The organism is Kineococcus sp. R86509 (genome assembly GCF_042466365.1).
GTDB lineage: Bacteria > Actinomycetota > Actinomycetes > Actinomycetales > Kineococcaceae > Kineococcus.
Genome location: NZ_JAXHCE010000001.1, coordinates 499985 through 526806 on the forward strand (window position 1 = coordinate 499985; position 26822 = coordinate 526806).

A 26822-nucleotide genomic window follows, 5' to 3' on the forward strand; every position below is an offset into this window, starting at 1 on the left:
CGCGGCGCCGGGCATCAGTCGGTGACGGTGAGGACGACCCCCACCCGTTCGCCCTGCATGCGTCCGCGGCGCTGCATGAACCCTTCGACCCGGGTGAACAGCTGGAACTGGAGGCCGTACTTGGCCGCGAGGACCCTCTCCACCTCGGGCAGTTCCTCCGGCCCGAGCAGCTCCGCCGTGCCGCGCACCGGACGACCGTAGGGTTTCCCGCGGTTGCTGCAGGGAGCGAGGAGCACCTGAGGTTCCCGGCGCAGGCGCTTGACCTTCCCCGTGGTGTCCTGGGTGACCAGGACGAGGCGACCGTCGCCGTACGGCGCCGCCCACACCGGCGTCGGCACGAGGCGCCCGTCACGACGGGACGTGGTGAGGAGCACGTAGGAGGACTTCCCCAGCAGTTCCGTCGCTCGCTGGACGTCGGTCACGGTGGACCACTACCTCTCTCGGCCTCCTGGTGGAGCACACCGTCGAGGTCCCGCAACCGGTCCAGGCCCCCCAGTGCCCGGGACATGCGCCGGTTGCCTCCCAGTTCCTCCCGGTGGCCGGCCAGGAAGTTCCAGTACCCCGCGGTGAACGGGCAGGCGTCCTCGCCCACCCGGACCTTGGGATCGTAGCGACAACCCCCGCAGAAGTCGCTCATCCGGTCGATGTACGCGCCGCCCGAGGCGTACGGCTTGGTGGCGAGGACACCGTGGTCGGCGTGCTGGGACATCCCGACGACGTTCGTCGTCATGACCCAGTCGTAGCCGTCGACGAAGTTCCGCCAGAACCAGTCGGCGAGTTCCGCCGGCCGGTAGCCGCGCTGCAGACCCCAGTTGCCCAGCACCATGAGCCGCGGGATGTGGTGGGCCCAGCCCTCGTCGCGGACGCCGGCCAGGACGTGGTGCAGGCAGTTCGCCTCCACCGCGTCGGCGTCGAGGTCGGCGAACCAGTCCGGAAGCGGTGACGTCGCCCCCATCGCGTTGCGGCCCTTGTAGTCCTCCCCCAGGTGCCAGTACAGGTGCCAGGTGTAGGAGCGCCAGCCCACGACCTGACGCACGAAACCCTCCACCGAGGCCAGCCGGACCTGGTGCTCCCGGCCGTGCTCCTCCGCCCGGCGGGCCACCTCGACCGGGTCGAGGAGGCCGAGGTTCAACGGGACGGAGAGCATCGAGTGCGCCATCCACGGGTCGGCCGCGAGCATGGCGTCCTCGTAGACGCCGAACTGCTCCAACCGCTCGGACAGGAACCGGCGGAGCGCGCTCAGCGCCTCCCGGCGGGTCACCGCGAACCGGCGCGGCCCGTCGTTGCCGCTGAACTCGACGCCGTCGTCGCGCACCATCCGGTCCAGGTCGGCGCGCACCTCGTCGTCGATCGCGTCCTCCGTGGGCCACCAGGGTTCGCGGACGTCGAGCGTCGCCTGCTTCGGCGGCGCCTCGCGGTTGTCGTGGTCGTAGTTCCACGAACCGCCGACCGGTTCGGCGCCGTCCATCAACAACCCGTGCTGGCGACGGACGTCGCGGTAGAAGTCCTCCATGAGGAGCCGCTTCCCGCCCCGCCGGTCGGCCCACCCGGCGAACTGCCGCTCGGAGACCACGAAACCCCGGGAGGCGAGCACCTCGAGGTCGGGCACCCGCCGGACGAAGCGGCGGGAACGGTAGGACGTGGGGTCGCAGACGCTCACCGGCTCCCCCGACGCCGCGAGTCCGTCGCGGTAGGTGCCCGACCGGACGAACACCGCCTGGTCGCCGAGTTCCGCGGCGCGGTGCCGCAACGCGGAGAGGATCAGGTGCGCCTTGCGCCGGTGGTAGCGGGCACGCCGGAACACCTCGGTGGACTCGACGAGCAGCACCGGTTGCCCCGGAGCGTCGAGGAAGTGCGGGCCGAGCTGATCGGCGAACAACCACCGCCGGGTGTCCGGCGAGCGGTCGGGCAGTTCCTGCGCGGCGACGTCCACGCGTCCACTCTGGGAGAGCGACGCCCGCTCGGCACGCCGAAGCGGGGCGGGACCCGTCAGTTCCCCGGGAGGTGCGTCTCCCGGGTGACGCCCTCGGCGTCGCGGGCCGCCCCCGCGGCCTCCTCACGGGCCCGCTTCAACGCCTGCGCGGGGTCCTCGAGGACGACCTCGTCGAAACCCGTCGTCGGCTCCGGGGCGGCGGGACGGGCCGCTCGGGACCCGTCGGAACCCGAGGAGTCACCGCCGTGGGCGGTGAACATGTTCCCGAAACCCTTGAGGGCGTCGTTCAGCTCGCTCGGCACGATCCACAGCTTGTTCGAGCTGCCGTCGGCGATCTTCGGGAGCATCTGCAGGTACTGGTAGGCCAACAGCTTCGGATCCGGGTCGCCGCGGTGGATGGCGTCGAACACCTGGGTGATCGCCTTCGCCTGCCCCTGCGACTCGAGGATCGCGGCCTGGGCGGAACCCTCGGCCCGCAGGATCGAGGACTGCTTCTCACCCTCGGCCGTCAGGATCTGCGACTGCTTGAAACCCTCGGCCGTGAGGATCGCGGCGCGCTTGTCCCGTTCGGCGCGCATCTGCTTCTCCATCGAGTCCTGCACGCTGGCGGGCGGGTCGATCGCCTTGAGCTCCACGCGGTTCACGCGGATCCCCCACCGGCCCGTCGCCTCGTCGAGGACCCCGCGCAGCTGACCGTTGATCTGGTCGCGACTCGTCAGGGTCTGCTCGAGGTCGAGGGACCCGATGACGTTGCGCAGCGTGGTGACGGTGAGCTGCTCGATGCCCTGGATGTAGTTCGCGATCTCGTACGTCGCGGACTTCGGGTCGGTCGGCTGGTAGTAGATGACGGTGTCGATGCTCACGACGAGGTTGTCGGAGGTGATGACCGGCTGCGGCGGGAACGAGACGACCTGCTCGCGCAGGTCGACGTTGGCCCGCACCTTGTCGATGAAGGGGACCAGGATGTTCAGCCCCGCCTCCAGCGTCCGCGAGTACCGGCCGAGCCGTTCCACGATGACGGCCGTGGCCTGCGGGACGATCCGGATCGTGCGGGCGATCACCGTCACCACGAACACGACGACGAGCACGAGCACGACAAGGGTGACGACGTTGTCCATCAGTTCTCCTCGGTGGTACTGAGTGGTGCGAGCGGCCCCACGACCGCGGTGGCCCCGTCGATCGCGGTGACGACGACGTCGTCACCCGCGGCGAACGTCGGACCGGTCGAGCGCGCCGACCACGTCTCCCCGACGAGTTTCACCAGGCCCCCGCGGAGGGTGACCGGTTCGAGGACGATCGCCGAGCGCCCGACGAGGGCGGCCGAGTTGGTGGTACCCGTCGGCGGCATCCGCAGGCGCCGCAGCAGGACGGGCCGGATCGTCGCCAGCAGCAACCCGGCCACGACGGCCGCGATGAGGACCTGCGGGACGAACGACAGCCCCACCGCGTCGGCGATCGCCCCCGCCACCGCCCCGCCCGCGAGCATCGCGAAGACGAGGTCGATGGCGGTGATCTCGAGGATCCCCAGGACCAGGGCCGCCGCGACCCACAGCAACCAGCTGCGGTCCAGCAACGCGTCCAGGAACTCCATCGTGATCACCCCCTCGCCGGGGACCCTACCAACCCGGGGTGGGGCTGGGCCGGGACCCGGGCGGGTTCTCGTCCGGGGCGTCAGGGAGTGCTGTCCTCGGACACTCCGTTCGCGCGAGCAGGTGCACCCACTCACGTCGACTGCACCAGCGCTCACTTCGGACGTCCGAGGACAGCACTCCCTGGCGACCCTTCAACCTCACCTGGGTGCGACTCCTGCACGACCCGCACGGGTGCGGTCCAGCACGAGGAGGGCTGCCCCGACTCCGACGCCCAGCACCGTGCCGGCGGTGTTCATGGCCCAGTCGCTGGTGGTGCAGGAGCGGCCGAGGACGACGGCGAGCGCCTGGGTGCCCTCGATCGCCGCGGACAGCACGATCCCACCGAGACCGACGATGACCGGGCGCCGGAACCGCACCACGGCGAACACCGTCACCGGCACGAACAGGGCGACGTTGGCCAGCAGTTCGCTGCTCCCCCACGACGGGAAGTCGACCCCCACCTCGCACGTGACCTCGTGCACCCGCCCCCGGTCGTCGGGCGCCAGGGTGACCGCCAGGACCCCCAGCAACGTGAGGCCGACCAGCCAACCCAGCACGCGTGGGCTCTTCCGGCCCACCCAGCCCAGCGCGCCGGACCCCACCACGACGACCAGCACCCCGAGCGGCACCAGCGCGGAGTGCTCGACCAGCAACGTCGGCAACCAGCCCACACCGCTCCCCTACCTCTGGTCGAGCCGCTCCTGATGCACGGAGGGCGGTCCGGGCGGGACAGGTGCGCCGGATGTCCGAAGTGAGCGCCGGTGCACCCAGACCAACGAGGTGCACCCGCTCGCGCGAACGGAGTATCCGGCGCACCTGTCCCGCGCGGTCCGCCCGCCCCGACCCCGCGGGCTTGAGACCTCAGTACTCAGACAGCGGCGGGCAGGAGCAGACGAGGTTCCGGTCGCCGGCGGCTCCGTCGATGCGGCGGACGGGGGGCCAGTACTTCGAGCGGGGGTTCATCCCGTTGGGGTACACCGCTTCCTCGCGGGAGTAGGGGTGGTTCCACTCCCCGACGAGGGACACCGCGGTGTGCGGGGCGTGGCGCAGCGGCGATTCCTCGACGGCCCAGCGCCCGTCGGCGATGTCCTGGACCTCGGCGGCGATGGCGAGCATCGCGTCGCAGAACCGGTCGAGTTCGGCGAGGTCCTCGCTCTCGGTGGGTTCCACCATGAGGGTCCCGACGACGGGGAACGACATCGTCGGGGCGTGGAACCCGTGGTCGATGAGGCGCTTGGCGACGTCGTCGACGGTCACACCGGTGGCCTTGGTCATCGGGCGCAGGTCGAGGATGCACTCGTGGGCGACGAGCCCGCCGGGACCGCGGTAGAGGACGGGGAAGGCCTCCTGCAGCCGGGTGGCGACGTAGTTGGCGGAGAGCACGGCCTGGACGGTCGCGGCGCGCAGCCCGTCGGGGCCCATGAGGCGCAGGTAGGCCCACGGGATGGGCAGGATCCCGGCGGAACCGTACGGGGCGGCGGAGACCATCCCGACCCCGTCGCCGTCGGGGGCGGTGGAGGGCAGGAACGGGGCGAGGTGGGAGCGGACCGCGACGGGTCCGACGCCGGGGCCGCCGCCGCCGTGGGGGATGCAGAACGTCTTGTGCAGGTTCAGGTGGGAGACGTCGGCCCCGAACTTGCCGGGCCGGGCGAGGCCGACGAGGGCGTTGAGGTTCGCGCCGTCGACGTAGACCTGGCCGCCGGCGTCGTGGACGAGCCCGCAGACCTCGCGGATGGACTCCTCGTAGACGCCGTGGGTCGAGGGGTAGGTGACCATCAGCGCGGCGAGGTCGTCGGCGTGCTCGGCGACCTTGGCGCGCAGGTCGTCGAGGTCGACGTTGCCCGCGTCGTCGCAGCGGACGACGACGACCTTCAGCCCGGCCATCACGGCACTGGCGGCGTTGGTGCCGTGGGCGGAGGAGGGGATGAGGCAGATCGTGCGCTCACCGTGGCCCTGGGCGAGGTGGTAGGCGCGGATCGCCAGCAGTCCGGCGAACTCGCCCTGGGACCCGGCGTTGGGCTGCAACGAGACGGCGTCGTAGCCGGTGACCTCGGCGAGCCAGCCTTCGAGGTCGGCGGCGAGTTCGGCGGTGCCGGCGAGCTGGTCGGCCGGGGCGTAGGGGTGCAGGTCGGCGAACTCGGGCCAGGAGATCGGCTCGAGTTCGGTGGTCGCGTTGAGCTTCATGGTGCAGGAGCCCAGCGGGATCGCGCCGCGGTCGAGGGCGTAGTCGGCGTCGGAGAGGGTGCGCAGGTAGCGCAGCATCGCCGTCTCGGAGCGGTGCCGCTCGAAGACGGGGTGGGTCAGGAACTCGCTGGTGCGACGCAGCGCGGTGGGCAGCGCCGCCTCGGCGGTCGCCTCCGTCGGGGCCAGGCCGAAACCGGTCAGCGCCGCGGCGACGTGCGCCTCGGAGGTGGTCTCGTCGACGGTCAGGCCGACGTGGTCGGCGTCGACGAGGCGCAGGTTCACCCCCGCCTCGAGCGCGGCGCTGACCACGGCCTGCGCGCGGCCGGGCACGCGGGCCAGGACGGTGTCGAAGAACGCCTCGTGCACGACCTCGACCCCGCCGGCGCGCAGGGCGTCGGCGAGCGCGGCGGCGCGGCGCGCGACCTGGGAGGCGATGGCGCGCAGACCCTCCGGGCCGTGCCAGACGGCGTAGCAGCCGGCCATCACGGCCAGCAGGACCTGGGCGGTGCAGATGTTGGAGGTCGCCTTGTCGCGGCGGATGTGCTGTTCGCGGGTCTGCAGGGCGAGGCGGTACGCGCGGTTGCCGTCGGCGTCGACGGAGACGCCGACGAGGCGCCCGGGGAGGGAGCGTTCGAGGCCCTTGCGGACGGCCATGTAGGCGGCGTGCGGGCCACCGGCACCCATCGGGACGCCGAAGCGCTGGCTGGAACCGACGGCGACGTCGACGCCGAACTCCCCCGGCGCGACGAGCAGCGTCAGCGCCAGCAGGTCGGCCGCGGTGATCGCGATCGCACCGCGGGCGTGGGCATCGGCGACGACGGCGGCGAGGTCGCGGACCCGGCCGGAGGTCCCCGGGTACTGCAGGAGCACCCCGAACACCCCGCGCTCGCCCACCACGGCCAGCGGGTCCGCGGCGTCGAGGTCGACGCTCACGAGGTCGACGCCCAGCGGCACGGCGCGGGTGCGCAGCACGGCGAGGGTCTGCGGGAGGACGTCGGCGTCGACGGCGAACACGGCCCCGGCGGGGGCCTTGGAGGTCCGTCGGGCCAGGGTCATGGCCTCGGCCGCGGCGGTCGCCTCGTCGAGCAGGGAGGCGTTGGCGACGTCGAGGGCGGTGAGGTCGGTGACGGCGGTCTGGAAGTTCAGCAGCGCCTCGAGGCGGCCCTGGGAGATCTCGGGCTGGTACGGCGTGTACGCCGTGTACCAGGACGGGTCCTCGAGGACGTTGCGACGCACGACGGCCGGGGTGCGGGTGCCGAAGTAGCCGAGGCCGATCATCGAGGGGACGACCCGGTTGCGTCCGGCGAGCGCGCGCAGGGCCGCGGTGACGGCGGTCTCGTCGAGGGCCTCGGGCAGGTCGAGGACGCCGTCGCGGATCCCGGCGGGGACGGCGCGGTCGACGAGTTCCTCGGTGGAGGAGAGGCCGACGACCTCGAGCATCCGGGCGACGTCGGCGGCGTCGGGGCCGATGTGGCGGGCGCTGAACGGCAGGGCGGCGGGTTCCGGGGAGAACTCGGGCAGGTCGCTGCGGACGGGCGTGGGTGAGGTCATGGGACGCTCCGGAGGTCGCTGAGGGCAGGTACCTCCCCGTCTGTCACCCACCCGCGCGGGCGCGGACGTGCTTCAGAGCGGCCTGATCTCGCGTGGTCCTTCCGCCTGAGAGGTTCCGGGGATGTTGCCCCTTCGGCGCCGCGGTCGGACTCTTCCCCGACCAGGGTCTCTCCCACACGAGCTGAACGGCCTGCCGCCATCCTACGGGACGGGATCCCGGATCCCGGGAAGATAGGTTGACCGTCGTGATCACCCTCGCCGTCTGCAGTGCCAAGGGTGGGGTCGGCAAGACGTCCGTCGTCCTCGGGCTGGCCTCGGCCGCCCTCCACCGCGGGACCAGCACCCTCGTCGTCGACCTCGACCCGCAGGCGGACGCCACGTCCGGCCTCGACGTCAGCGCCCACCGCGACCACGACGTCGCCGCCGTGCTGCGGACCCCGAGACGTCGTGTCGCCGAGGACGCCGTCGCGCCCAGCGGGTGGGTCGACGACCACCCGGGACTGCTCGACGTCCTCACCGGTTCCGCGGCCTCCGCGGGTCTGGACACCCCCGGGGCCGACGAGGAGACGCTGAAGTCGCTGCGCCGGGCCCTGGGCAAGCTCGACGACCACGACCTCGCCCTGCTGGACACCCCGCCCTCGCTCAACGGGCTGACGCGTTCGGCGTGGCGCGCGGCGGACGCCGTGCTCGTGGTCTCCGACGCCAGCCGCTTCTCCGTGGCGGCGGTCGACCGCACGATCCGGGAGGTCCGTGCCCTGCGCAGCTCCCCGGAGGTCGTCGGGGTCCTGGTCAACCGCTACACCCAGCGCTCGGGGGAACAGCGCTTCCGCTACGAGGAACTGCAGGCCATGTTCGGCGACCTGGTGCTGGAACCGCTGCCGGACCGGGTGGCCGTGCCGCAGTCGCAGGGAGCGGGGGTTCCGCTGCACTCGTTGCGGGCCAAGGCGGCGAAGACCGTCGCGGAGCAGTTCGACGTGGTGCTGGACCGGATCCTCCGCACGACGTAGGGAACCGGGCGGGGTCGTACCGCGTCCGAGGTGCGGGAACGCCGACGAACGCCTAGTTTCTAGCAAGTCGGTCTACCCGGGTTCGTCCCCGCTGGTGCCGCCCGTTCTTCCCCGCGCTCTTCGCGGGCCCTAGGAGGTTCCGTGACGCCCAACACACCCCTCGACCGTCTCCGCGTGGTCCGCGCCGTCCGCGGAGCGGCGGTTGCGACCGCAGCGCCGCACGTGCCCGCTCCGGACCCGGAGGCCGACCGGATCACCGGCATCGTCACGCGGTTGCGCGCCCAGTGGACGCGTTGCGGGGCGGACATCGCCAGCCACCTGCGCCCCGGGGTCGGCGAGGCGCACCTCGACGCGGTGGAACGCCAGATGGGCCTGCTGATCCCTCGCGGTGCCCGGGCCTGGTGGCGCGCGGTCGACGGTGTCGATCCCGTCCGCACCACCTTCCGCACGAGCGCTCCGACGGTGGGGCCCGGTGGCTGGGTTCCTCTGACCCTGGAAGAGGCCGTGCGTCGCGCGAGCGGCCAGGGTCCCGGCCTCACCGCCCCGCCGGCCCTGCTGCCCCTCTTCGCCCGCGACGAGGAACTCATCGCCGTGCGCCTGGGCTCCAGCCGCTCCGTCGTCGAGCAGATCGTGCTGGCCGAGGACGGCGAGGGCTACCAGCACTCCTGGCGCGTCGGTCTCGACGAGCTGCTGAGCACCTGGGCCGACTCCCTGCTCGCCGCGGTGCACTGGCTGCCCGACGCCCACGACTGGGTGACCGACCCCTTCGCCCTGCAGGCCCTCCCCCGCGCCGAGCTCCTCGACTAGTCCCCACCCCACGCACGACGAAGGCCGCGACCTCGCTGGGAAACCCAGCGGGATCGCGGCCTTCGTCGTGCGTGGGGTGGGGCTAACCGGCTTCGCGGGCGGCGCGACGCTTGGACAGCTCGTCGGCCAGCACCATGGCGCTCTGACCGGGCTCGCGATCGGCGGGACGTTCGCTCGGCAGCGAGGCCAGCTCCCCCTCGACCTCGCGCCATACGCGGCCCACGGCGATGCCGAAGACGCCTTGACCGCCTTGGACGAGATCTATCACTTCATCGGCCGAGGTGCACTCGTAGACGCTGGCGCCGTCGGACATGAGGGTGATCTGGGCGAGGTCGTCGACGCCACGCTCACGCAGGTGGGTGACCGCCGAACGGATCTGGTGCAGCGAGACGCCGGTGTCCAGCAGTCGCTTGACGACCTTCAGGACCAGGATGTCGCGGAACCCGTAGAGACGCTGCGAGCCGGAGCCGGAGGCACCGCGCACACCCGGTTCGACCAGGCCGGTGCGGGCCCAGTAGTCGAGCTGGCGGTAGGTGATGCCGGCGGCCTTGCAGGCCGTCTGACCGCGGTAGCCGACCTCTTCGTCCAGGTCGGGGAGGTCCTCGGCGAACAGCAGACCCTGCGCACGAACTGGTGGGGTCGACTTCCGCGACGACCCTGCGACTGCATCGCCACTGCTCACGCCGGCCTCCTCGTCATCGCCACCCGTCGAAGACCGACCGGAAGCGTTCTGCATACTGACCGTAGAAGAGCACCCCCGGAGCGTCAACGAGGCGCGCGGCGCGCCGCAGACCGTGACCTTTCCGTGACCCGGGAGAACCCGGGTTCAGGCCTCGCCCGAATCGGCTTCGAAGTCCTCGGGCGAGATGTGGTCGAGGAACTCGCGGAACTTCTCCACCTCGTCCTCGTCCTCGTCCGGCACCGGGACGCCCCCGGAGTCGAGCACCTGGTCGGCGCTCACGATGGGGCAGCCCACGCGCAGGGCGAGGGCGATCGCGTCGGACGTCCGCGAGCTGACCGTGAGGCCACCGTCGAAGACGAGTTCCGCGAAGTAGACGTTGTCCTTGACCGCCACGATCCGGACCTCTTCCAGACGTCGGCCGACGGCCTCGATGACGTCCTTGAGCAGGTCGTGGGTCAGCGGACGGGGCGGGACCACACCCTGCTGGGCGAAGGCGATGGCACTCGCCTCGGGGGCCCCGATCCAGATGGGCAGGTACCGGTCGCCGTCCCGTTCGCGCAGCAGCACGATCGGGTTGTTGGAAGGCATCTCGACTCTGACGCCGATGACATCGAGCGCGCGCACCCGATCACCGTACCCCGGCGTCGGCTCAGCGCGCGCCGCGGCCGAGCGCGCCGGCGACGAGCGCGGTGTGCAGTCGCAGGCAGGCCGCCGCGATCTCCCGCACGACCTGGTCGGCGCGGTCGACGGACTCCCCACCGCCTCGCTGCCCGAGGCGCTGCAGCGGCGCGGCGACCTGTTCCGCGAGGGCGATCTCACGGTCGGCGGCGGTGCGGAACATCCGCAGGTGCCGGGCCTCGATGCCGTGCGCCGCCAGCGAGGCCGCGGCGCGCAGCACCTCCAGGGCCTCACCGTCGTACCACGGGCCCCCGGGAGCGGGCGAGAGCACGCCGAACCCCTCGAGCGCGTCGAGGAGCTCGGCGTCGACGCCGGACTCGCGCAGGATCTCCAGCCGGGTCAGCCGGAGGTTGGCGGCGTGGCCGTCGAACCGGTCGGCCCCCGGGACGCTGCCCGCCGCGACGACCTCGGGGACGCGCGGTGCCGCCCCGGGCTGTTCCGGCGGCTCGAGGCCGCGGTCCATGGCCTCGAGGTTCTCCCGGATGACCTTCAGCGGCAGGTAGTGGTCGCGTTGGGCGGAGAGCACGTACCGCAACCGGTCGACGTCGTCGGAGGAGAACTTGCGGTACCCCGCGGGGGTCCGGCCCGGTTCGACGAGGCCCTGCTCCTCGAGGAAGCGGATCTTGGAGATGCTGACGTCGGAGAAGTCCGGCGTGAGGATCGCGAGGACCTCGCCGATCGTCATCCTGGGCAGACTCGGGTCCAGGGACCGCGCCCCGGCAGCGCTCACTGCTCCCCTCGCGGGCTGGGGTGGAAGTCCATCCGGTACTTGCCGATCTGCACCTCGTCGCCGGCGGCGAGGACCACGTCGTCGATGCGCTCGCGGTTGACGTAGGTGCCGTTGAGACTGCCGACGTCGCGCACCCGGAACCCCGGACCCGTCGCCGGGTCGGGCGCGCGGAGGAACTCCGCGTGCTTGCGCGAGACCGTCACGTCGTCGAGGAAGATGTCGCTGGTCTGGTGGCGGCCCGCGGAGGTCCGCTCGGCGTCCAGGAGGAACCGGGACCCCGCGTTGGGACCGCGCCGCACGACGAGCAGGGCCGATCCGGCCGGCAGGGCGTCGATGGCCTCCTGGTCGTCACTGGTGAGACCGCGTTCCGCGGACTCGTGGACCTCGGGGACGACCAGACCGGCGAAGGACATGGTGGAGTCCACCGGCCGCTCGGCCGCGCCACCCCGGGGGGTCGACGCAGGGGTCGTCCCGCCCTCCGAGGACGCACCTGCCCCGTCGGTCGACGATGCAGCCAACCCGTCGTCCGACGCAGCCAACCCGTCGTCCGACGACGTGCCCGACGCAGACATCGACACCACCTCTCACGCTGGCAGAACACGTGACTCCCGGGGGCAGGCAACTCCCTGCACGCGAGCGGTCACGCTTGGAACTTCCAGGATCACCCTAGCCGTGCCGACCCGGCAGGTCAGGTCGCCGGGTCGACACGGGTGGCGGAGCGCTCAGCCCGCGTGGGCGGTGTAGGCCTCCGCGTCGAGCAGGCCCTCGACCTGCGCCACGTCGCTCGGCGTGATGGTGAACATCCAGCCGTCGCCGTAGGGGTCGGTGTTCACCAGGTCGGGACGCGTCTCCAGCCCCGGGTTGTGCCCCGAGACGGTGCCGGACACGGGCGCGGTGATCTCGCTGACGCTCTTGGTCGACTCGACCTCACCGCAGGCGCCACCGGCGGCGACGGTCTCGCCCTCGGCGGGCAGCGAGACGTACACGACGTCCCCGAGGGCGTCCTGGGCGTGGTCGGTGATGCCGACCCGGACGGTGCCGTCCGCCTCGACGCGCACCCATTCGTGCTCGCTGGTGTAGCGGAGGTCGGCGGGGACGTTCGACATGCTGGAACTGACTCCTCTGGTGGGGACGGCCGGACGGGGACTCAGCCGGTGCTGGCGGAGGGTTCCGGTGACGCCGGGCGAGCGTACTGAGGCGCGGAGACGGCGTGCAAGGCGTCCACCTGCACCCCGTCGGCACCGGCGGCGTTGCGGACCTCGAGGTCCGCCCCGGCGGAGCGCAACGTCTCGCGCACCCCGCCCGGGATGTCGAGGGCGGTGGAGAGGGTGTCGGGGTCGCCGATCACGCTCACGACGTAGGGCGCGCGCTCGGTCGCCCCGTCGACCAGGACGGCTCCGGTGGTGTCGGTGAAGGCGGTCTCGGCCACCACGCGGGTGCTGCCGATCTGGATCGCCTCGGCGCCGGCGTCGCGCAGCTCCTGGACGAACTGGATGAGGTTGGTCGAGCGCACGGCGGTGTCGGGGTCGGTGATGGTGGCGACGATCCCGGGCCCGTGCGCGGGCAGCGTCCCGGCCAGCAGCCCGTACTCCTGGGCCCGCTGCTCGGCGGCCTGGGCGGCGGCCTGGGCGGAGTCGGACCCCTCGGTGAGCTGACGCCGGGTCGCCTGGAGGTTGTCGAGCTCCTCCTGCAGGCGGTCCCCCCGCTCGGTGGTGTCGTCCAGGATCCGGACCAGGTCGGTCTCGCGCAGGTCGCTCAGACCCGAGGTGCTCGTCTGACGCACCTGCACCACGAATCCGAAGCCGAGCGCGGCGCAGAGGATCCCGGCCAGGACCTGGGCGCGCGTGGCGCGGGGCCGGCCCGCGCGCCACAACCGTCGCCACGGCGAGCGGCGCGGGGCCGCGGGCTCGCTCACGCGTTCAGCAGGTGCCGGCGGATGGCGGCGGCGTTGGAGAAGATGCGCACCCCGAGCACGACGACGACCCCCGTGGACAGCTGCGAGCCGACGCCGAGCTGGTCGCCGAGGTAGACGATGAGGGCCGCGACGACGGCGTTGGACAGGAAGGAGACGACGAACACCTTGTCGTCGAAGATCCCGTCGAGCACCGCCCGCAGACCGCCGAACACCGCGTCGAGCGCGGCGACCACGGCGATCGGCAGGTAGGGCTGCAGGGACACCGGGACCTCGGGGTGCAGGAGCACACCCACGACGATCCCGACGACGAGTCCGACGGCTGCGATCACGTCGCGGAACGCTACCTCCCCCACCGCCTTCCCCGAGCCGCCGCGCGCCCGGTCCGGAGTCCCGGCGAGGTCACGGCACGGAGGGGTGGGCCAGGCGCAGGTCGAGGCGGGGGGCGGCGGGCAACGTCATCGGGTCGTCGCCGGAGCGGGTGTCGACGCCGGCGGAAATGCCGTAGTTGTCGCGCAGCACCTGCAGGTAGCGACCCGCGACGGACGTCGCCAGGCCGGTCTGCAGGGCCGTGGGGTCGCCGATGGCGGAGATCGTGTACGGCGGGGTCAACGGGCGGTAGTCGACGAGGACGGCCTCCCCCGCCGCGCGGATCGAGGACAGCGAACTCAGTCGCTGCCCGTTGATCGCGACGGCCTCGGCGCCGTTCTGCCACAACCCGTTGACGACGATCTGGACGTCGCGGTCCACGACCCGTCCCGAGGTCGTGGTGGAGCCGGAGTCGTCGCCGCGCGCGTCGTCGAGCACGACCTGCAGCCCCGGGCCGGTGACGGCGGTCGCGGCGGCGGCCACGGCGAGTCCGCCGGCCTGGGCGTCGGCGGAGGCGGCGGGTGCCCCGCCCAGCCGCGCGGCGAGCGCGGCGTTGTCGGTCTGGGCGCGGGCGACCTGCGCGGTGAGCCGGTCGGAACGCCCGGTGCTGTCGTCGATCCGCTGCAGGAGCGCCTGCCGGCCGCGGTCGGCCGCGGGTTCGGCCGCGGCGGCGCGCACCCCGGCGACGGCCAGCAGCCCACCGATCACCAGCAGCGCGAGCCAGGTCAGGCCTCGCCCCGAGCGACTGCGCTCCTCCCCCGTCTCCGCGCGACGTCGGGCGGCCGCGGCGTAGCCGGGGTCCAGGGGGCGGGTCATGACCTCGGTGAGCAGCGCCGTGCTGGCCGCGGGGTCGCGCGGCACCTGCGGCCGGGCGCTGCGGGGACTCACCGGCGTTGCGCGCGCCACAACCCGACGACCTGGGAGACGTAGAGGATCCCCGACCACCAGTACAACCCGGTGCCCCACAGCGCGAAGGCCCAGCCGAGCGCGCCGGCGTACGTCGACAGCGTCGGCGAGACCTCGCCGAGGAGGAGGAGCGGGAAGGCGTAGAGCAGGCAGAACGTGCCGGCCTTGCCGAGGAAGTGGACGGGCAGGGCGCTGTGACCGAGCTTCGCCAGGAACGGCAGGGTCACGATCATCGTGACGTCGCGGGCGACGAGCACGACGACCAGCCACCACGGGATCAGGCCGCGGTAGGCCAGTCCGAACAACGTGGTGAGGATGTAGAGCCGGTCGGCGAAGGGGTCCAGGACCTGCCCGAGGCGGGTGACCTGGTTCCAGCGTCGGGCCAGGTTGCCGTCGAGGTAGTCGCTGGCCCCGCTGACCGCGAGCACGAGCAGCGCCCAGCCGTCCTGGCCGTTCGTGATGAGGACACCGAAGACGGGGACCAGGAGCAGTCGCAGGAAGCTGAGCGCGTTGGGGACGGTGAGGACGCGCGTGCTGACGACCTGCTCGCTCGCCGTCGCCACCTCTGCCACCCCGTCCCGCGCTGTCGTCCCGTACGCGCACGCGCACCGGGAGAGCAGCCTACGTGGCCGGGCCCCTCCCCTCCGTCACGAGCCGGACGGGCACCCGCGTGAGCGAGGTCGCGCCCGTTCGGCCCCACGGTGACCCCGGGCCTGGCCCGGGTCGTTCGCCGGGCGTACTGTCGTCACGTTGTCCGACACATGTCGCACACAATGATCTGAGGAGATCGAGCATGGCCACCTACGACCTGAGCAACCGTTCCGCCATCGTCACCGGCGGGGGTTCCGGCATCGGCCGCGCCGTCGCGCTGGAACTGGCGAGGAACGGCGCCTCCGTCCTCGTCGCCGACCTCGTCGAGGCGTCGGCCGACGGGGTCGTCGCCGAGATCGCCGAGGCCGGCGGGACCGCCCGGGCCTTCGTCGGCAACGTCGCCGACTTCGACACCAACGTGGCGATGGTCGCCGCCGCCGGCGAACTCGCCCCCCTGAAGGTCGCCGTCAACAACGCCGGCATCGGCGGCGAGGCCGCGCCGGTCGCGGAGTACTCCCTCGACTCCTGGCACAAGGTGATGAACGTCAACCTCAACGCGGTGTTCTACGCCCTCAAGGCGCAGATCCCCGCCATGCTCGCCGCGGGCGGTGGCTCGATCGTCAACATGGCCTCCGTGCTCGGCAGCGTCGGCATCCAGGGCTCCAGCGCCTACGTCACCACCAAGCACGCCGTCATCGGCCTGACCAAGAACGCCGCGCTGGAGTACTCCGGACAGGGTGTCCGCGTCAACGCCGTCGGTCCGGGTTTCATCCAGACCCCGCTGATCGACGCGAACCTCTCCGCCGAGGCGAAGGCGGGACTCGCCGCCCAGCACGCCACGGGCCGCCTCGGCACCCCCGAGGAGGTCGCGGCCCTGACCGCCTTCCTGGCCAGCGACGCCGCGAGCTTCGTGACCGGTTCCTACCACCTCGTCGACGGTGGCTACGCCGCCCACTGACCCACCCACCCATCGACTTCTGGGGGACTTCCCACCCTTCCCGGGCCCGGGAAGGGTGGAAAGTCCCCCAGGAGTCGGTCAGGGGAGGTCGGCGAGGGCCTTCAGCACCCGTTCGTCGCTGACCGGGTGCGCCGTCGGGACACCCGGGGCGAACTTCTGCAGGCGCAGTTCCTCCAGCGTCCAGCGGATCCGCCCCAGGTCCGGCGGCACCGGGGACCCCGCACGTCGCACCCGCTTCAGGTACTCCTCGCGGACCCGGGCGAACTCCGCCATCCGCACCCGGTCGCGCTGGGGGTTCTCCGGCATCGTCGCCAGCCGGCGGTCGATCCCCTGCAGGTAGCGCAGCAGGTCCGGCAGCCGGTCCACCCCGGTGTCGGTGACGAAACCCTCGTGGACGAGTCCGGTGAACTGCTCCCGGACGTCGGCCAGCGAGGGTACGAGGACGAGGCTGCTGGTGCGGGAGATGTTCTTCTCCACCGCGGCCGCGGTGCGCAGGACGCGCAGGGTGCGCTCCACGGCGCTCACGGTCAGGTCCACGAAGCGCCCCGCCACCCGGGTTCGCAGCTCCTCGAAACTGGCTGCGGTGCGGACCGATCCGCCGTCCTCCTCGTCGAGCAGCTGCGCCGCGGCGGCCTGGGCGCAGTCGGCCACGACCGCGTTCGCGTCGGCGTGCGGAGCACGGGCCAGCAGGAGCTTGGCGTCGTTGCCGAGGGAGTTCTGCACGGTGCGCACCGGGGAGGGCAGGGCGAGCGTCAGCAACCGCAGGACCCCCTCGCGGTGGGCGACGGCGGCCTGCACGGAGTTCGGGAACGTCCGCAGCCCGACGGACTCCCCCTCGTCGACGAGCGCCGGGAACGAGGTCACGTCGCTGCCGCGCACGACGCTGGTGTGGGTCAGCGGGACCTCGTCGGGCAGGTCCGCCCACGACGTCGCCCCGGTGCGCTGGACGTCGTCCGCGGCGGCCGTGAGGGTCTCCACGACCTCGGTCTCCAACGAGGCGCGCAGGCGGGCGAAGTCCTTGCCCACCGCCATGGTCGACCCGTCCCCCGCCAGCACGCGGAACGTCGGGCGCAGGTACCCGGGCACCTTGGTCCAGTCCACGTCCTCGGCGTAGATCTCGGTGCCGTCGCCCAACCGCGGCATCTCGGCCTCGAAGGCGGGCCAGAACCGGTCGACGTGCGGGCGGACGTTCTCCAGGAAGCGGGCCGCCTTGTCGGGAGCCGGGGCGAGGTTCTTGCGCAGTTCCTTGGGCAGCGCCCGGATCATCGCCGTGATCAGGTCGTGCCGGAAGCCCGGGACCTGCCACAGCAGGTCCCGGTCGTCGAAGCGGTTGACGACCTCGACGGGGACGTCGACGGTCAACCCGTCGGCGGCCGAACCGGGGTCGAAGACGTAGTCGAGGGCGAGTTCAAGGTCGCCCTGGCGCCACACGCGCGGGAACTGCTCCTCGCTGACGGTGTCCTCCACCCGCACCAGCATCGCCGGGTCGAAGGTCAGCAGGTCGGGGTCCGCCCGACGAGCCTCCTTCCACCACGCGTCGAAGTGCCGGCCGGACACGACGTCGGCCGGGATCCGCGCGTCGTAGAACTCGAACAAGACCTCGTCGTCGACGACGATGTCGCGCCGCCGCGCGCGGTGCTCCAGCTCCTCGGCCTCGTCGAGCAGTTCCCGGTTGCGCCGGAAGAACTCGTGACGCGTCTCGAAGTCGCCCTCCACCAGGGCGGCGCGGATGAAGAGGTCGCGCGAGAGTTCCGCGTCGATCCCGCCGTAGGCGACCTTGCGGCCCACCACGATGGGGACGCCGTAGAGCGTGACGCGTTCGGTCGCGACGACGGCCGCCCGGCTGCGCGACCACCGCGGTTCGGAGTAGACGCGGCGCACCACGTGCTCCGCCAGTGGTTCGATCCAGCGCGGGTCGATCGAGGCGACGACGCGGGCCCAGAGCCGCGACGTCTCGACGAGTTCCCCCGCGACGACCCAGTCCGGGCTGCGTCGGCCCAGCGAGGAACCGGGCGAGACCGCGAACTTCGCCCCGCGGGCACCGTTGTACTCGACCTGCTGGCGCGCGGGCCGGGAGTCGCGACGGCCCTTGCCGGCGCTCGAGGTGTCCTCGCGCACGTCCTTGGAGCCGATGTTGCCCAGCAACCCGGCCAGCAGTGAGCGGTGCACCGCGTCGGCGTCGTAGCCGGGATCGGGGAACAGCTGGTCGTCGTCGAGTTCGGCGGGTTCCCGCGTCTCGACGGAGAACTTCAGGTCCCGCGCCACGCGGCGCAGCTGGGAGTAGGTGTCCTGCCACTCCCGGATGCGCAGGAAGTGCAGCATCTCGGCCTTCACCCGGCGGCGGAACGCCGAGGACGACAGGTCGCGCTGCAGGTGCTGCAGGTAGGACCACAGGTTCAGGTACGTGAGGAAGTCGGACTGCTCGTGACGGAACCGGGCGTGCAGCTGCGCGGCCTGTTCGCGCTTCTCCAGGGGGCGTTCCCTCGGGTCCTGCACCGAGAGCGCCGCCACGACCACGAGGACGTCCTGCAGGCAGCCGTTGCGCTGGGCCTCCAGGACCATCCGGCCCAGCCGCGGGTCGATGGGCAGCTTGGCCAGGTCCCGGCCCGTGCGGGTCAGCCGCGGCCCGCGGTCACCCGCCCGCGCGGTCTCCAGCGCGCCCAGCTCGGACAGCAGGGCGAGGCCGTCGGTGATGGCCCGCGGTTCCGGGGGCTCGACGAAGGGGAACGCCCCGATGTCCCCGAGACCGAGGGACGTCATCTGCAGGATGACGGCCGCCAGGTTGGTCCGCAGGATCTCCGGGTCGGTGAACTCCGGACGCGACTCGAAGTCGTTCTGGGAGTAGAGCCGGATGCAGATGCCGTCCGCGACACGACCGCAACGGCCGGCGCGTTGGTTGGCCGAGGCCTGCGAGATCCGCTCGATCGGCAACCGCTGCACCTTGGTGCGGTGGCTGTAGCGGGAGATGCGCGCCGTCCCGGCGTCCACCACGTAGCGGATGCCGGGGACCGTGAGCGAGGTCTCGGCCACGTTGGTGGCCAGCACGATCCGGCGGTTGCCGTGGGGCCGGAACACCCGGTGCTGCTCCTCGGCCGAGAGCCGGGCGAAGAGCGGCAGGATCTCGGTCCCGCGGAACTCCCGTTCCTGCACCAGGTCGGACAGGGCGTCCGCGGTGTCGCGGATCTCCCGTTCGCCGGGCAGGAACACGAGGACGTCACCGGGTCCCTCGGCCGCCAGTTCACGGACGGCGTCGAGGATCCCCTCGGTCTGGTCGCGGTCGTCGCCCACGACCTCGTCGCGTTCGTCGAGGGAGTCCCCCTCGTCGTCCTCACCCGAGCCGCCGGCGAGCTCGTCCGCCAGTTCGCTCGCCAGCAGCGGCCGGTAGCGCACCTCGACGGGGTAGGTCCGCCCGGACACCTCGAGGATCGGGGCGCCACCGAAGTGCCGGGAGAACCGTTCCGGGTCGATGGTCGCGGAGGTGATGACGAGTTTCAGCTCGGGCCGGCGCGGCAGCAGCCGCGCCAGGTAGCCGAGCAGGAAGTCGATGGTGAGGCTGCGTTCGTGGGCCTCGTCGATGATGAGCGTGTCGTACTGCAGCAGTTCGGGATCGCGCTGGATCTCGGCGAGCAGGATGCCGTCGGTCATCACCTTGACGAGGCTGTCCTCGCCGACGGTGTCGGTGAAGCGGACGGCGTAGCCCACGCTGGCGCCCAGCTCGGTGCCGAGTTCCTCCGCCACGCGTTCGGCGACGGCCCGGGCCGCGATGCGTCGCGGTTGGGTGTGCCCGATGCGTCCGCGCACACCGCGGCCGATCTCGAGGCAGATCTTCGGCAGCTGGGTCGTCTTGCCCGACCCGGTCTCCCCCGCCACGACGATGACCTGGTGCTCGCGCAGCGCGTCCGCGATGCGGTCCTTCTCCTGACTGACGGGCAGCTGCTCCGGGTAGTGCAGGGCGGGAACGCTCGCCACCCGGGCTGCCACCCGGCGCTCGGCCGTCGCGGTCTGCTCCTCGAGGCCCGGGAGCTCCTGCTCGAGGTCCACGGGGCGCCGGGCGAGACCGGCGAGTCGACGACGGAGGCGGTCCTCGTCGCGCAGCGAGACCGCACGCAGCCGCTCGGCCAGCGCCGTGGCGCGGGGGTCGTCGGGCAGCGCCCCCGGCGCCGAGCCGGGACGGGAACGGACGGGGTTGCGGGACGCGGGTCGTGAACGCCGCTGGGAGGACCGGGACATGACCCCCCGAGTCTAGGTGGCCCACCCCGACCGCACCCGATCGGAGCAACCGTCACCCTCCGTCGAACATCCGGCGGAGCGAACGGGCGGTTCCGCTGGCGCGCGACTCCCGGATCGCGCGACGCTGCTCGTGGCCGTCACGGGGAGCGACGGTCACTTCACCTGGGGGAACACCATGATCACTTCCGCACGTCCTGCTGCCCGCTTCGCCGTCGGCGCAGCGGCCGCCCTCGCCCTCGGCACCGGTCTGGCCGCGGTGGGGGCCGCGACCAGCGCCGACGCCACCGAGCGCCGGACCCGGACCGCCCACGTGGCCCTGCGGGCGGGACAGGTCGAGAGCCACCTCGTCGTCTCCGGCACCGACCTCTCGGTCCGCAGCGCCCTCGGTCCCTCGAGCGACCGCAGCTACGTCGAGTCCACGATGAAGGGCGAGCTCACGCTGGGCTGCTTCACCGACGGCGCCGTGGTCGCCGGCACCACGGTCCGCGCCGGGTGGGTCCGCACGGGCTCCCTGGACGGCGCCCCCTGGAACAACAGCGGCTACCACGTCGACGCCGTCGCGGAACCGGCGGCGGCCACGGTCTCGGCCCCCGTCGTCTTCAAGAACGTCCTGCGCGACCGGGCGGGCGACCTGGCCGACCTCGACTGCGCCGCCGGCAGCACGCCGGGGTTCTACCGCTACCAGGTCACCCACCTGTCCTCCGCACGTCACGCGTTCGACGGCACGGTGACCGGGACCGACAAGTCCTGGCCGAACACCTCGTACTACTTCGCCGCACCGCTGGTCTGACCCGGGAGCGGGGAACTCCGGGAACCTCCGAGAAACCTCGGGAGAACTGCATCCGTTCTCCTCCCCGGGCCGGAAGAGGGGGTGACGGGCCGCACCGAGCGGCCCGCCGCCCCTCCTGGAGGAGAAACGATGCGCACTGCACGCAGCACCGCCGCCCTCGTCGCCGCCCCGCTCATCGCGCTGTCCGTCCCGGTGGCCGCGCTGGCCACCGCGGGCACGGCGTCGGCGGCCGCGACGAGCGACACCGCGACCGTCTCGATCCTGCACGCGGTTCCCGGCCTCACCGTCGACGTGTACGCCAACGGCAAGGAACTCGTCCCCGGTTTCACCCCTGGAACCCTGACCGACCCGCAGCAGTTGCCTTCCGGCAGCTACGACCTCGCGGTCTACCCCGCCGGCGCCGACCCGGCCGCGACGCAGCCCGCGATCTCGGCGAAGGGCGTCCAGGTCCCCGCCGGGGCGAACGTCACCGTGGTCGCCCACCTCGACGCCGCCGGAACGCCCGCGCTGACGCCGTTCGTCAACGCGCCCGCGGACCTCGCGGCCGGGGAGTCCGAACTCACCGTCCGCCACGTCGCGGCGGCCCCCGCGGTCGACGTCCGGGCCGGCGGCACACCGGTGCTCACCGGTCTCACCAACCCGAACGAGGCCAGCGTCACCGTGCCCGCGGGAACGGTGAGCGCGGACGTCGTCCTGGCGGGAACCGACCAGGTCGCCATCGGCCCGGCGGACCTGACCCTGCCCGAAGGGACGCAGACCATCGTCTACGCCTGGGGTTCCGCCGCGGACGCCAACCTGGCTCTCGCGACCCAGCAGGTGACCGGCGGGGCCGGCGCGCCGTCCGGGGTCCCCTCCGGTTCCGGTGGTCTCGCCGAGAACGGGTGGTCCGGCTGGGTGGTCGGCGCCGGTGCGCTGGCGCTGGTCGGTGCGGGTGCGGCGACCGTCGTCTCGCGGCGTGCGCACGCCACGCGCTGACGCACGGCTGGCCCGGGGCGCCGCGCTCGTCGCGGTCGTCCTGGCCGTCGCGGGGGTCTTCCTCGTCGCAGGGTGGTGGTCCTCCCGTCCGGCCGCGGGGTTCGGTGCGCCGTTGCCGGTCGTCCCCGCGGCGAGCCCCGTCCCGGTCCCGACGCCGGTCACGAGCCCGGTGACGACCGGGCCGGCCGCGGTGGGCCGCCGGGACGCCGCCCCCTCGGCTCCGGCCCCGACGCCCGTCCCGGTGCGCCTGGAGATCCCCGACCTCGGGGTGGACGCACCCGTGGTCCCCGTCGGGGTCGACGCCGACGGGGCGCTGGCCGTCCCCGAGGACCCGCAGCAGGTCGGCTGGTACCGCTGGGGATCCGTCCCCGGGGAGGCCGGGGCGACCGTGCTGGCCGGGCACGTCGACACCCACGCGGACGGGCCGGGGGCCCTCATCGACCTGGCGTCGCTGGAGGCCGGGACGACGGTCCGGATCACCAGTTCCGACGGCGGGGTCGCGGAGTTCCGGGTCGCCTCGCGCCACTCCTACCTCAAGGCCGACCTGCCCGCGGAGGAGGTGTTCGCCCGGACCGGCGACCCCCGTCTGGAGCTGATCACCTGCGGGGGCGACTTCGACCGCTCCACCCGGTCCTACGCCGAGAACGTCGTCGTGACCGCCCTCTGAGCCGGACCGGTGGACTGGCGCAGCCCGTCGGGGCCCCTACGGTGGTGCCCGTGAGCCCCCGGCCGAGCCCGTCGCCGGCGGCGGACTGGACCGACCCCGCGTCGTGGGACGACGCCGCGGTCGGCCGGGCCGTCGCTGCGGGAGACGAACGCGGGCTGCGCGAGGCGTTCGAGCGGTGGGCCCCGCTCGTCAACGGGCTCGCGCGGCGTCGTCTCGACGAGGCCGACGCGCAGGACGTCGTGCAGAACGTGTTCGTGTCGGCGTGGCGGTCGCGGGAACGCTTCGACCCCTCCGCGGCCTCGTTCCCGGCCTGGCTCGTGGGTATCGCCCGGCACCGCATCGCCGACGCGCTGGCGACCCGCTACCGTCCCGAGGTCGTCACCGACCCGGAGCTGCTGCGCGGCGGCGACAGCACCGTCGTGCTGGAGGCCGCACCGCAGGACGTGGCGACCGACCGCCTCGTCCTGCTCGCGGAGGTCGACGGCCTCGGGGAACCGCAGCGCACCGTCGTCCGGCTCGCGTTCTTCGAGGACCTCACCCAGGTCCAGATCGCCGAACGCACGGGCCTGCCGGTGGGTACCGTGAAGAGCCACCTCCGGCGGTCCCTGCGCCGGTTGCGATCGCGCCTGGAGGACGACAGTGCCGATCGATGAGACGCCCCCGACGGCGGCGGAACACCTCACCGAGGACGTCGTCGTGCTGCTCGCCCTGGGGGAGGAGGTCGCACCGGAGGTGCACGCCCACCTCGAGGCCTGCGCCACCTGTCGCACCGAGGTCGCCGAGATCAGCCGCGTGGTCGGCTCGGCCCGGTCGCAGGAGTCGGTGACCCCCGTCCCGGTCCCGGCCGGGACCTGGGAGGACGTCGCCCGCGAGCTCGGCATCGACCCCACCGGCTCCGGTGCCCCCACGGCGAGCGCACCGGTCGTCGTCCCCCTGCGCCGGGCGGACACCCCGCGTCCGCTCCGCCGGCCGCGGTGGGTGCCGGTGGCCGCGGCCGCCCTCGTCGGCCTGGGCGTCGGTGCGCTGGGGACGAGGGCGCTCTCCGGCCCGGCGGAACCCACGACCGCGGCGCCCGCGCAGGCCGTCGTGTCCACCGCCGCGCTGGAACCGCTGGCCGGGTCCGGCAGCGGCAGCGCCGACGTCACCGAGGCCGACGGGAGCCGACGTCTGGAACTGCGGATCTCCGGGGTGGCGGCGGTGCCCGACGGTTTCCTCGAGGCGTGGCTGCTCGACGCCGACGGGGGCCTGGTGCCGTTGGGCTTCCTCAGCCCGGACCCGGGCGCCGGGGCGGGCATGGCCATGTCGGTGACGCTGCCCGCCGACCTGGACCTCGGCCGTTTCGACGTCGTCGACGTCTCCCGGGAACCCCTCGACGGGAACCCCGGTCACTCCTCCGACAGCGTCCTGCGGGGGACGTTGACCGTCAGGGCGTGAGCAGCAGGTCCTCGATCTCGGCGAGGTCCACGAGCACCGCGCTGTGCTCGGCCAGCACCCGCAGGGCCGCGTCGTGGGTGGCCCGGTCGTGGGAGGCGGTGGCGTCGGCCACCACGAGGGTCCGGAAACCGTGGGTGAAGGCGGACCCGGCCGTCTCCAGGACGCAGCAGTCGCCGGTGAGCCCGGTGACCGCGACCCACCCGGTCCCCCACCCGTGCAACGTCTCCGCCAACCCGGTCCCGGCGAAACCGTCGTAGGTCCGCTTGTCGAGGACGAGTTCCCCGTCGAGGGGTTCCACGGCGTACCACTCGATGCCGTCGGTGCCCTCGACGCAGGGTTCCCACTCGGTCGGCCACGGGTCGTCCGGGGTCCGACCGCGGAACCAGTTCGACGCCGGCCACGGGTCGTCCGGCGGGACCCGCAGCCGCAGCCAGACGACGGCGGTTCCCCCGGTCCGGGCCAGGTCGATCGCGGCCCGGACCCCCAGCACCGCGGCGGCGACGTCGACGCGGGCGGTCTCGGACAGGTGGGCCAGGACCTCCGGGTCGGCGAAGGAGCGCTGCACGTCAACGACCAGCAGCGCCCCGGGGAGGTCGCGCAGGAGTTCCAGCCGCGGGTCGCTCACGCCCCTGCCCGCAACGCGGGCAGCACCTGCTCGCCGAACGCGGCCAGGTCCGGCAGGTAGTCGGGGAAGATGAGCATCATGCCGTCGAGGCCGGTCTCCCCCGCCACCTCCTGGATCTGGCGCACGACGGAGTCCGGACCACCCACGACGACGGCGGTCTGGAACGCCTCGTGCGCCTCGTCCCCGGCCGTCATGGACATCGCACGTTCCAGCGGCAGACCCCAGGACAGCTTCATGTTCGTGATGGCCTCGGCGTCGTACCCGCGCCCGTACTCGCGGAACCGCGCCTGCGCGGCCGCGTCGGTCTCGGCCAGCACGACGGTGAGCATGGCGTAGGTCTTGATCGAGCGACCCCGCAGCGCGGCCATCGCCTTGATGTCGCGGCTGGCCGCCCGCAACCCCGGCAGGTCCTCGGCGGTGAGGAAGGACCCGTCGCAGTGGGCCGCCTGGAACCGCATCCCGGCCGCCGAACGGCCGGCCGCGATGAGCGTCGGCCGCTGGGCGGGGTGGGGGCGGGACTGGCAGTCGTCGAGGGTGAAGAACTCCCCGCGGGCGGTGACGGAGTCCTCCGTCCACAACCGTTCGACGAGGTCGATCCACTCCTCGGTGTAGCGGTAGCGGTCGTCGTGGCTGAAGTCCGCGCGCCACTGCCCCATCTGGGAGAACTCGTGCTCGTAGGCGCCCACGACGACGTTCATGCCGCAGCGCCCGCCGGAGACCTGGTCGAGGGTGGCGAACATCTTCGCCACCAGCGCGGGGTGGAACAGGTTGGTGTGGACGGTCGCCCAGACCTTCACCCGGTGCGTGGCCTCGGCCAGCGCCGACATCATCGTCATCGACTCCAGGGTCTGGCCCCAGTGGTCGGTCCGACCGCCGTAACCTCGCCACTTCGCCATCGACATCACGAAGTCGAGGCCGATGCGTTCCGCCGCCAGCGCGGCCTCGCGGTTGTGCTCGTAGGTCGCCTGCGGGTGCGGCGCCGTGTCGGACATGATCCAGCCCCCGTTGCCGATGGGCAGGAAGATGCCGAACTCCGTCGGCGCCGTCGTGGGGGCGTTCACGGTGCGGGCCAGACGAGCTGACCGTCGGCGTAGAGCGGGGTCACGAGGTCGGGCACGACGAGGGTGCTCAGGTCCGGCACCGCGGGGATCTGACCCATCCGCACGAGGAAGTCCCCCTCGGTCCGGACGGCGGTGTCGTCGATCTGACCGAGCACCTGGCCCTGCGGCAACGAGTCGTCGACGAGCTTGGACTCCGTCTGCCACACCTGGACGTTGTGGTCGGTGTCGTAACCGGCCTGGGAGAGTTCCGCGGCGTCGGCGACGCACTCGCCGGCGTCGTCCTCGCAGTAGGCGTAGGCCTTGAGCTGGGCCCGCAGGAAGTCCTCGACGGCACTGCGGTGGTCCTTCAGGAACGCCGGGTTGACGATGGTCGTCGCGATGGATCCGGGAACCCCGTAGTCCTCGGGGTTCCAGAGCTTCACCTTCTCCCCCTTGGCCTCCAGGGTCAGCGGTTCGTTGGACTTGTACCCCGTGAGGGACTGCACCTGCCCGCGAACCAGCACCGTCGGGTCGTAGCCGACCTCGACCTGGGTGATCTTCGAGACGTCGACGCCCGCGGCGCGCAGCATGGCCTCGATGGTGACCGGCAACGCGCCCTTCTGCCCCAGCGTCGTGCCCTCGAGCTGCTTGAGGTCGGTGATGTCGGGCTTCGTCATGAGCGTCGCCACCGGGACGTGGCCGAACATCGCCACGGCCTGCACGTCGACGCCGTTGGCGACGTTCACCAGGACGTCGCCGTTGCCGGCGATGGAGGAGATCTGCGCCGTGCCGGCCGCGACGAGCTGGGCGTTCTGCGCGGTCTCACCGGTGCCCGGCTGGATCTCGACGTCGAGGCAGAGGGCGTCGAAGTAGCCCAGCGCCTTCGCCGCGATGGGATCGAGGATGCCGGCCGAGGCCTGGTACTGAAAACCCGTGATGTAGGTGATCTTCCCCGCGGCCTCGTTCTCCTTGCACCGTTCCGCCGAGACCGCGGAACCCTTGGTCGCCGAGGGGGTGGAGACACCGTCGACGGCGCCGTCGTCGGAACCTCCGCAGCCGGCGAGCAGCAGGGCGGCGATCGCGCCGACGGCGAGCGGGGTGCGGGGAAGGCTCACAGGGGGT

General features: G+C 72.7%; 27 protein-coding genes and 1 riboswitch. Of the genes, 7 read left to right on the forward strand and 20 right to left on the reverse strand.

Annotation, left to right across the window (positions count from 1 at the left end; translation table 11 throughout):
• Positions 1-14: 14 nt before the first annotated feature.
• The 6 genes from SJY07_RS02460 to gcvP form a co-directional block, all read right to left on the reverse strand.
• Positions 15-422: a PPOX class F420-dependent oxidoreductase gene (locus tag SJY07_RS02460; RefSeq protein ID WP_328295824.1), complete on the reverse strand. Its 408-nt coding sequence runs from the start codon at positions 420-422 to the stop codon at positions 15-17.
• A complete protein-coding gene (locus SJY07_RS02465) occupies positions 419-1933 on the reverse strand; it encodes a cryptochrome/photolyase family protein (RefSeq protein ID WP_380156805.1) in 1515 nt (504 codons plus the stop codon). Before SJY07_RS02465 ends, SJY07_RS02460 begins: the two co-directional genes overlap by 4 nt.
• 56 nt (positions 1934-1989) lie before the next feature.
• Positions 1990-3051, reverse strand: a complete 1062-nt coding sequence (locus tag SJY07_RS02470; RefSeq protein ID WP_380156807.1) for an SPFH domain-containing protein — start codon at positions 3049-3051, stop codon at positions 1990-1992.
• Positions 3051-3524 carry an NfeD family protein gene (locus SJY07_RS02475; RefSeq protein ID WP_380162109.1) on the reverse strand — a complete coding sequence of 158 codons (474 nt, stop codon included), beginning with the start codon at positions 3522-3524 and terminating at the stop codon, positions 3051-3053. The genes SJY07_RS02470 and SJY07_RS02475 overlap by 1 nt, the downstream gene beginning before the upstream one ends.
• A 198-nt stretch (positions 3525-3722) precedes the next feature.
• Positions 3723-4235, reverse strand: a complete 513-nt coding sequence (locus SJY07_RS02480; RefSeq protein ID WP_380156809.1) for a VanZ family protein — start codon at positions 4233-4235, stop codon at positions 3723-3725.
• A gap of 190 nt (positions 4236-4425) precedes the next feature.
• Positions 4426-7299 (reverse strand): aminomethyl-transferring glycine dehydrogenase, encoded by a 2874-nt coding sequence (gene gcvP, locus SJY07_RS02485; protein ID WP_380156811.1) that lies wholly within the window; start codon positions 7297-7299, stop codon positions 4426-4428.
• An 83-nt stretch (positions 7300-7382) separates the two neighbouring features.
• A riboswitch (glycine riboswitch) is annotated at positions 7383-7484 on the reverse strand.
• 60 nt (positions 7485-7544) lie between these two features.
• Between gcvP and SJY07_RS02490 the strand changes: the two genes are divergently transcribed.
• Positions 7545-8306 carry a ParA family protein gene (locus tag SJY07_RS02490; protein WP_328295819.1) on the forward strand — a complete coding sequence of 254 codons (762 nt, stop codon included), beginning with the start codon at positions 7545-7547 and terminating at the stop codon, positions 8304-8306.
• Between the two features lie 141 nt (positions 8307-8447).
• A complete protein-coding gene (locus tag SJY07_RS02495; RefSeq protein ID WP_328295818.1) occupies positions 8448-9113 on the forward strand; it encodes a hypothetical protein in 666 nt (221 codons plus the stop codon).
• 82 nt (positions 9114-9195) lie between these two features.
• Here SJY07_RS02495 and SJY07_RS02500 read toward each other — a convergent pair whose 3' ends face one another.
• The 9 genes from SJY07_RS02500 to SJY07_RS02540 all read right to left on the reverse strand — a co-directional run bounded on the left by SJY07_RS02500 (position 9196) and on the right by SJY07_RS02540 (position 14953).
• Positions 9196-9795 (reverse strand): MerR family transcriptional regulator, encoded by a 600-nt coding sequence (locus SJY07_RS02500; protein ID WP_380156814.1) that lies wholly within the window; start codon positions 9793-9795, stop codon positions 9196-9198.
• A gap of 144 nt (positions 9796-9939) precedes the next feature.
• On the reverse strand, positions 9940-10419 hold the full coding sequence (locus SJY07_RS02505) for a bifunctional nuclease family protein (RefSeq protein WP_380156816.1): 480 nt from the start codon (positions 10417-10419) through the stop codon (positions 9940-9942).
• Positions 10420-10444: 25 nt separating this feature from the next.
• The gene (locus tag SJY07_RS02510) at positions 10445-11158 is read right to left on the reverse strand and encodes a MerR family transcriptional regulator (protein ID WP_328295816.1); all 714 of its coding nucleotides are present in this window, start codon (positions 11156-11158) and stop codon (positions 10445-10447) included.
• Positions 11159-11199: 41 nt separating this feature from the next.
• Positions 11200-11616 carry an FHA domain-containing protein gene (locus tag SJY07_RS02515; RefSeq protein WP_380162111.1) on the reverse strand — a complete coding sequence of 139 codons (417 nt, stop codon included), beginning with the start codon at positions 11614-11616 and terminating at the stop codon, positions 11200-11202.
• Positions 11617-11925: 309 nt separating this feature from the next.
• Entirely contained in the window at positions 11926-12309 is a 384-nt protein-coding gene (gcvH, locus tag SJY07_RS02520) for a glycine cleavage system protein GcvH (RefSeq protein ID WP_328295814.1), read from the reverse strand.
• A 41-nt stretch (positions 12310-12350) separates the two neighbouring features.
• Complete coding sequence (locus SJY07_RS02525; RefSeq protein WP_380156818.1) at positions 12351-13118, reverse strand: DUF881 domain-containing protein; 768 nt, start codon at positions 13116-13118, stop codon at positions 12351-12353.
• Complete coding sequence (locus tag SJY07_RS02530; protein WP_328295812.1) at positions 13115-13447, reverse strand: small basic family protein; 333 nt, start codon at positions 13445-13447, stop codon at positions 13115-13117. The genes SJY07_RS02525 and SJY07_RS02530 overlap by 4 nt, the downstream gene beginning before the upstream one ends.
• Before the next feature lie 70 nt (positions 13448-13517).
• Positions 13518-14372 (reverse strand): DUF881 domain-containing protein, encoded by an 855-nt coding sequence (locus SJY07_RS02535; protein WP_328295811.1) that lies wholly within the window; start codon positions 14370-14372, stop codon positions 13518-13520.
• Positions 14369-14953 carry a CDP-alcohol phosphatidyltransferase family protein gene (locus tag SJY07_RS02540; protein ID WP_328295810.1) on the reverse strand — a complete coding sequence of 195 codons (585 nt, stop codon included), beginning with the start codon at positions 14951-14953 and terminating at the stop codon, positions 14369-14371. The genes SJY07_RS02535 and SJY07_RS02540 overlap by 4 nt, the downstream gene beginning before the upstream one ends.
• A 230-nt stretch (positions 14954-15183) precedes the next feature.
• On the opposite strand from SJY07_RS02540, the gene SJY07_RS02545 reads away from it, so the two are divergent.
• Entirely contained in the window at positions 15184-15939 is a 756-nt protein-coding gene (locus tag SJY07_RS02545) for an SDR family NAD(P)-dependent oxidoreductase (RefSeq protein WP_328295809.1), read from the forward strand.
• 78 nt (positions 15940-16017) lie between these two features.
• Here SJY07_RS02545 and hrpA read toward each other — a convergent pair whose 3' ends face one another.
• Positions 16018-20169 carry an ATP-dependent RNA helicase HrpA gene (gene hrpA / locus SJY07_RS02550; protein WP_380156822.1) on the reverse strand — a complete coding sequence of 1384 codons (4152 nt, stop codon included), beginning with the start codon at positions 20167-20169 and terminating at the stop codon, positions 16018-16020.
• Positions 20170-20709: 540 nt separating this feature from the next.
• The gene (locus tag SJY07_RS02555; protein ID WP_380156824.1) at positions 20710-20832 is read right to left on the reverse strand and encodes a twin-arginine translocation signal domain-containing protein; all 123 of its coding nucleotides are present in this window, start codon (positions 20830-20832) and stop codon (positions 20710-20712) included.
• 256 nt (positions 20833-21088) lie between these two features.
• Between SJY07_RS02555 and SJY07_RS02560 the strand changes: the two genes are divergently transcribed.
• From SJY07_RS02560 to SJY07_RS02575, 4 genes are read left to right on the forward strand one after another with little or no spacing between them, the layout of a single operon-like run.
• Entirely contained in the window at positions 21089-21934 is an 846-nt protein-coding gene (locus SJY07_RS02560; RefSeq protein ID WP_328295806.1) for a DUF4397 domain-containing protein, read from the forward strand.
• Complete coding sequence (locus tag SJY07_RS02565; protein ID WP_380156826.1) at positions 21915-22601, forward strand: class F sortase; 687 nt, start codon at positions 21915-21917, stop codon at positions 22599-22601. Before SJY07_RS02560 ends, SJY07_RS02565 begins: the two co-directional genes overlap by 20 nt.
• Positions 22602-22651: 50 nt before the next feature.
• A complete protein-coding gene (locus tag SJY07_RS02570) occupies positions 22652-23254 on the forward strand; it encodes a sigma-70 family RNA polymerase sigma factor (RefSeq protein WP_328295804.1) in 603 nt (200 codons plus the stop codon).
• Complete coding sequence (locus SJY07_RS02575; RefSeq protein ID WP_380156828.1) at positions 23241-24035, forward strand: anti-sigma factor domain-containing protein; 795 nt, start codon at positions 23241-23243, stop codon at positions 24033-24035. Before SJY07_RS02570 ends, SJY07_RS02575 begins: the two co-directional genes overlap by 14 nt.
• Here SJY07_RS02575 and SJY07_RS02580 read toward each other — a convergent pair.
• The 3 genes from SJY07_RS02580 to SJY07_RS02590 are packed head-to-tail and all read right to left on the reverse strand — an operon-like array spanning position 24025 to position 26815.
• Entirely contained in the window at positions 24025-24660 is a 636-nt protein-coding gene (locus SJY07_RS02580; protein WP_380156830.1) for a cysteine hydrolase family protein, read from the reverse strand. The two genes, SJY07_RS02575 and SJY07_RS02580, sit on opposite strands and share 11 nt — an antisense overlap.
• Positions 24657-25721: an LLM class flavin-dependent oxidoreductase gene (locus SJY07_RS02585; protein ID WP_380156832.1), complete on the reverse strand. Its 1065-nt coding sequence runs from the start codon at positions 25719-25721 to the stop codon at positions 24657-24659. The genes SJY07_RS02580 and SJY07_RS02585 overlap by 4 nt, the downstream gene beginning before the upstream one ends.
• Complete coding sequence (locus SJY07_RS02590; RefSeq protein WP_380156834.1) at positions 25718-26815, reverse strand: ABC transporter substrate-binding protein; 1098 nt, start codon at positions 26813-26815, stop codon at positions 25718-25720. Before SJY07_RS02590 ends, SJY07_RS02585 begins: the two co-directional genes overlap by 4 nt.
• Positions 26816-26822: the final 7 nt, after the last annotated feature.

Excerpts from the sequence above, each read along its gene's own strand:
- hrpA (WP_380156822.1), bottom strand. The coding sequence starts at position 20,169 with ATGTCCCGGTCCTCCCAGCGGCGTTCACGACCCGCGTCCCGCAACCCC.
- SJY07_RS02515 (WP_380162111.1), bottom strand. The coding sequence starts at position 11,616 with ATGTCCTTCGCCGGTCTGGTCGTCCCCGAGGTCCACGAGTCCGCGGAA.
- SJY07_RS02475 (WP_380162109.1), bottom strand. The coding sequence starts at position 3,524 with ATGGAGTTCCTGGACGCGTTGCTGGACCGCAGCTGGTTGCTGTGGGTC.
- SJY07_RS02470 (WP_380156807.1), bottom strand. The coding sequence starts at position 3,051 with ATGGACAACGTCGTCACCCTTGTCGTGCTCGTGCTCGTCGTCGTGTTC.
- gcvH (WP_328295814.1), bottom strand. The coding sequence starts at position 12,309 with ATGTCGAACGTCCCCGCCGACCTCCGCTACACCAGCGAGCACGAATGG.
- SJY07_RS02545 (WP_328295809.1), top strand. The coding sequence starts at position 15,184 with ATGGCCACCTACGACCTGAGCAACCGTTCCGCCATCGTCACCGGCGGG.
- SJY07_RS02560 (WP_328295806.1), top strand. The coding sequence starts at position 21,089 with ATGCGCACTGCACGCAGCACCGCCGCCCTCGTCGCCGCCCCGCTCATC.
- gcvP (WP_380156811.1), bottom strand. The coding sequence starts at position 7,299 with ATGACCTCACCCACGCCCGTCCGCAGCGACCTGCCCGAGTTCTCCCCG.
- SJY07_RS02510 (WP_328295816.1), bottom strand. The coding sequence starts at position 11,158 with ATGACGATCGGCGAGGTCCTCGCGATCCTCACGCCGGACTTCTCCGAC.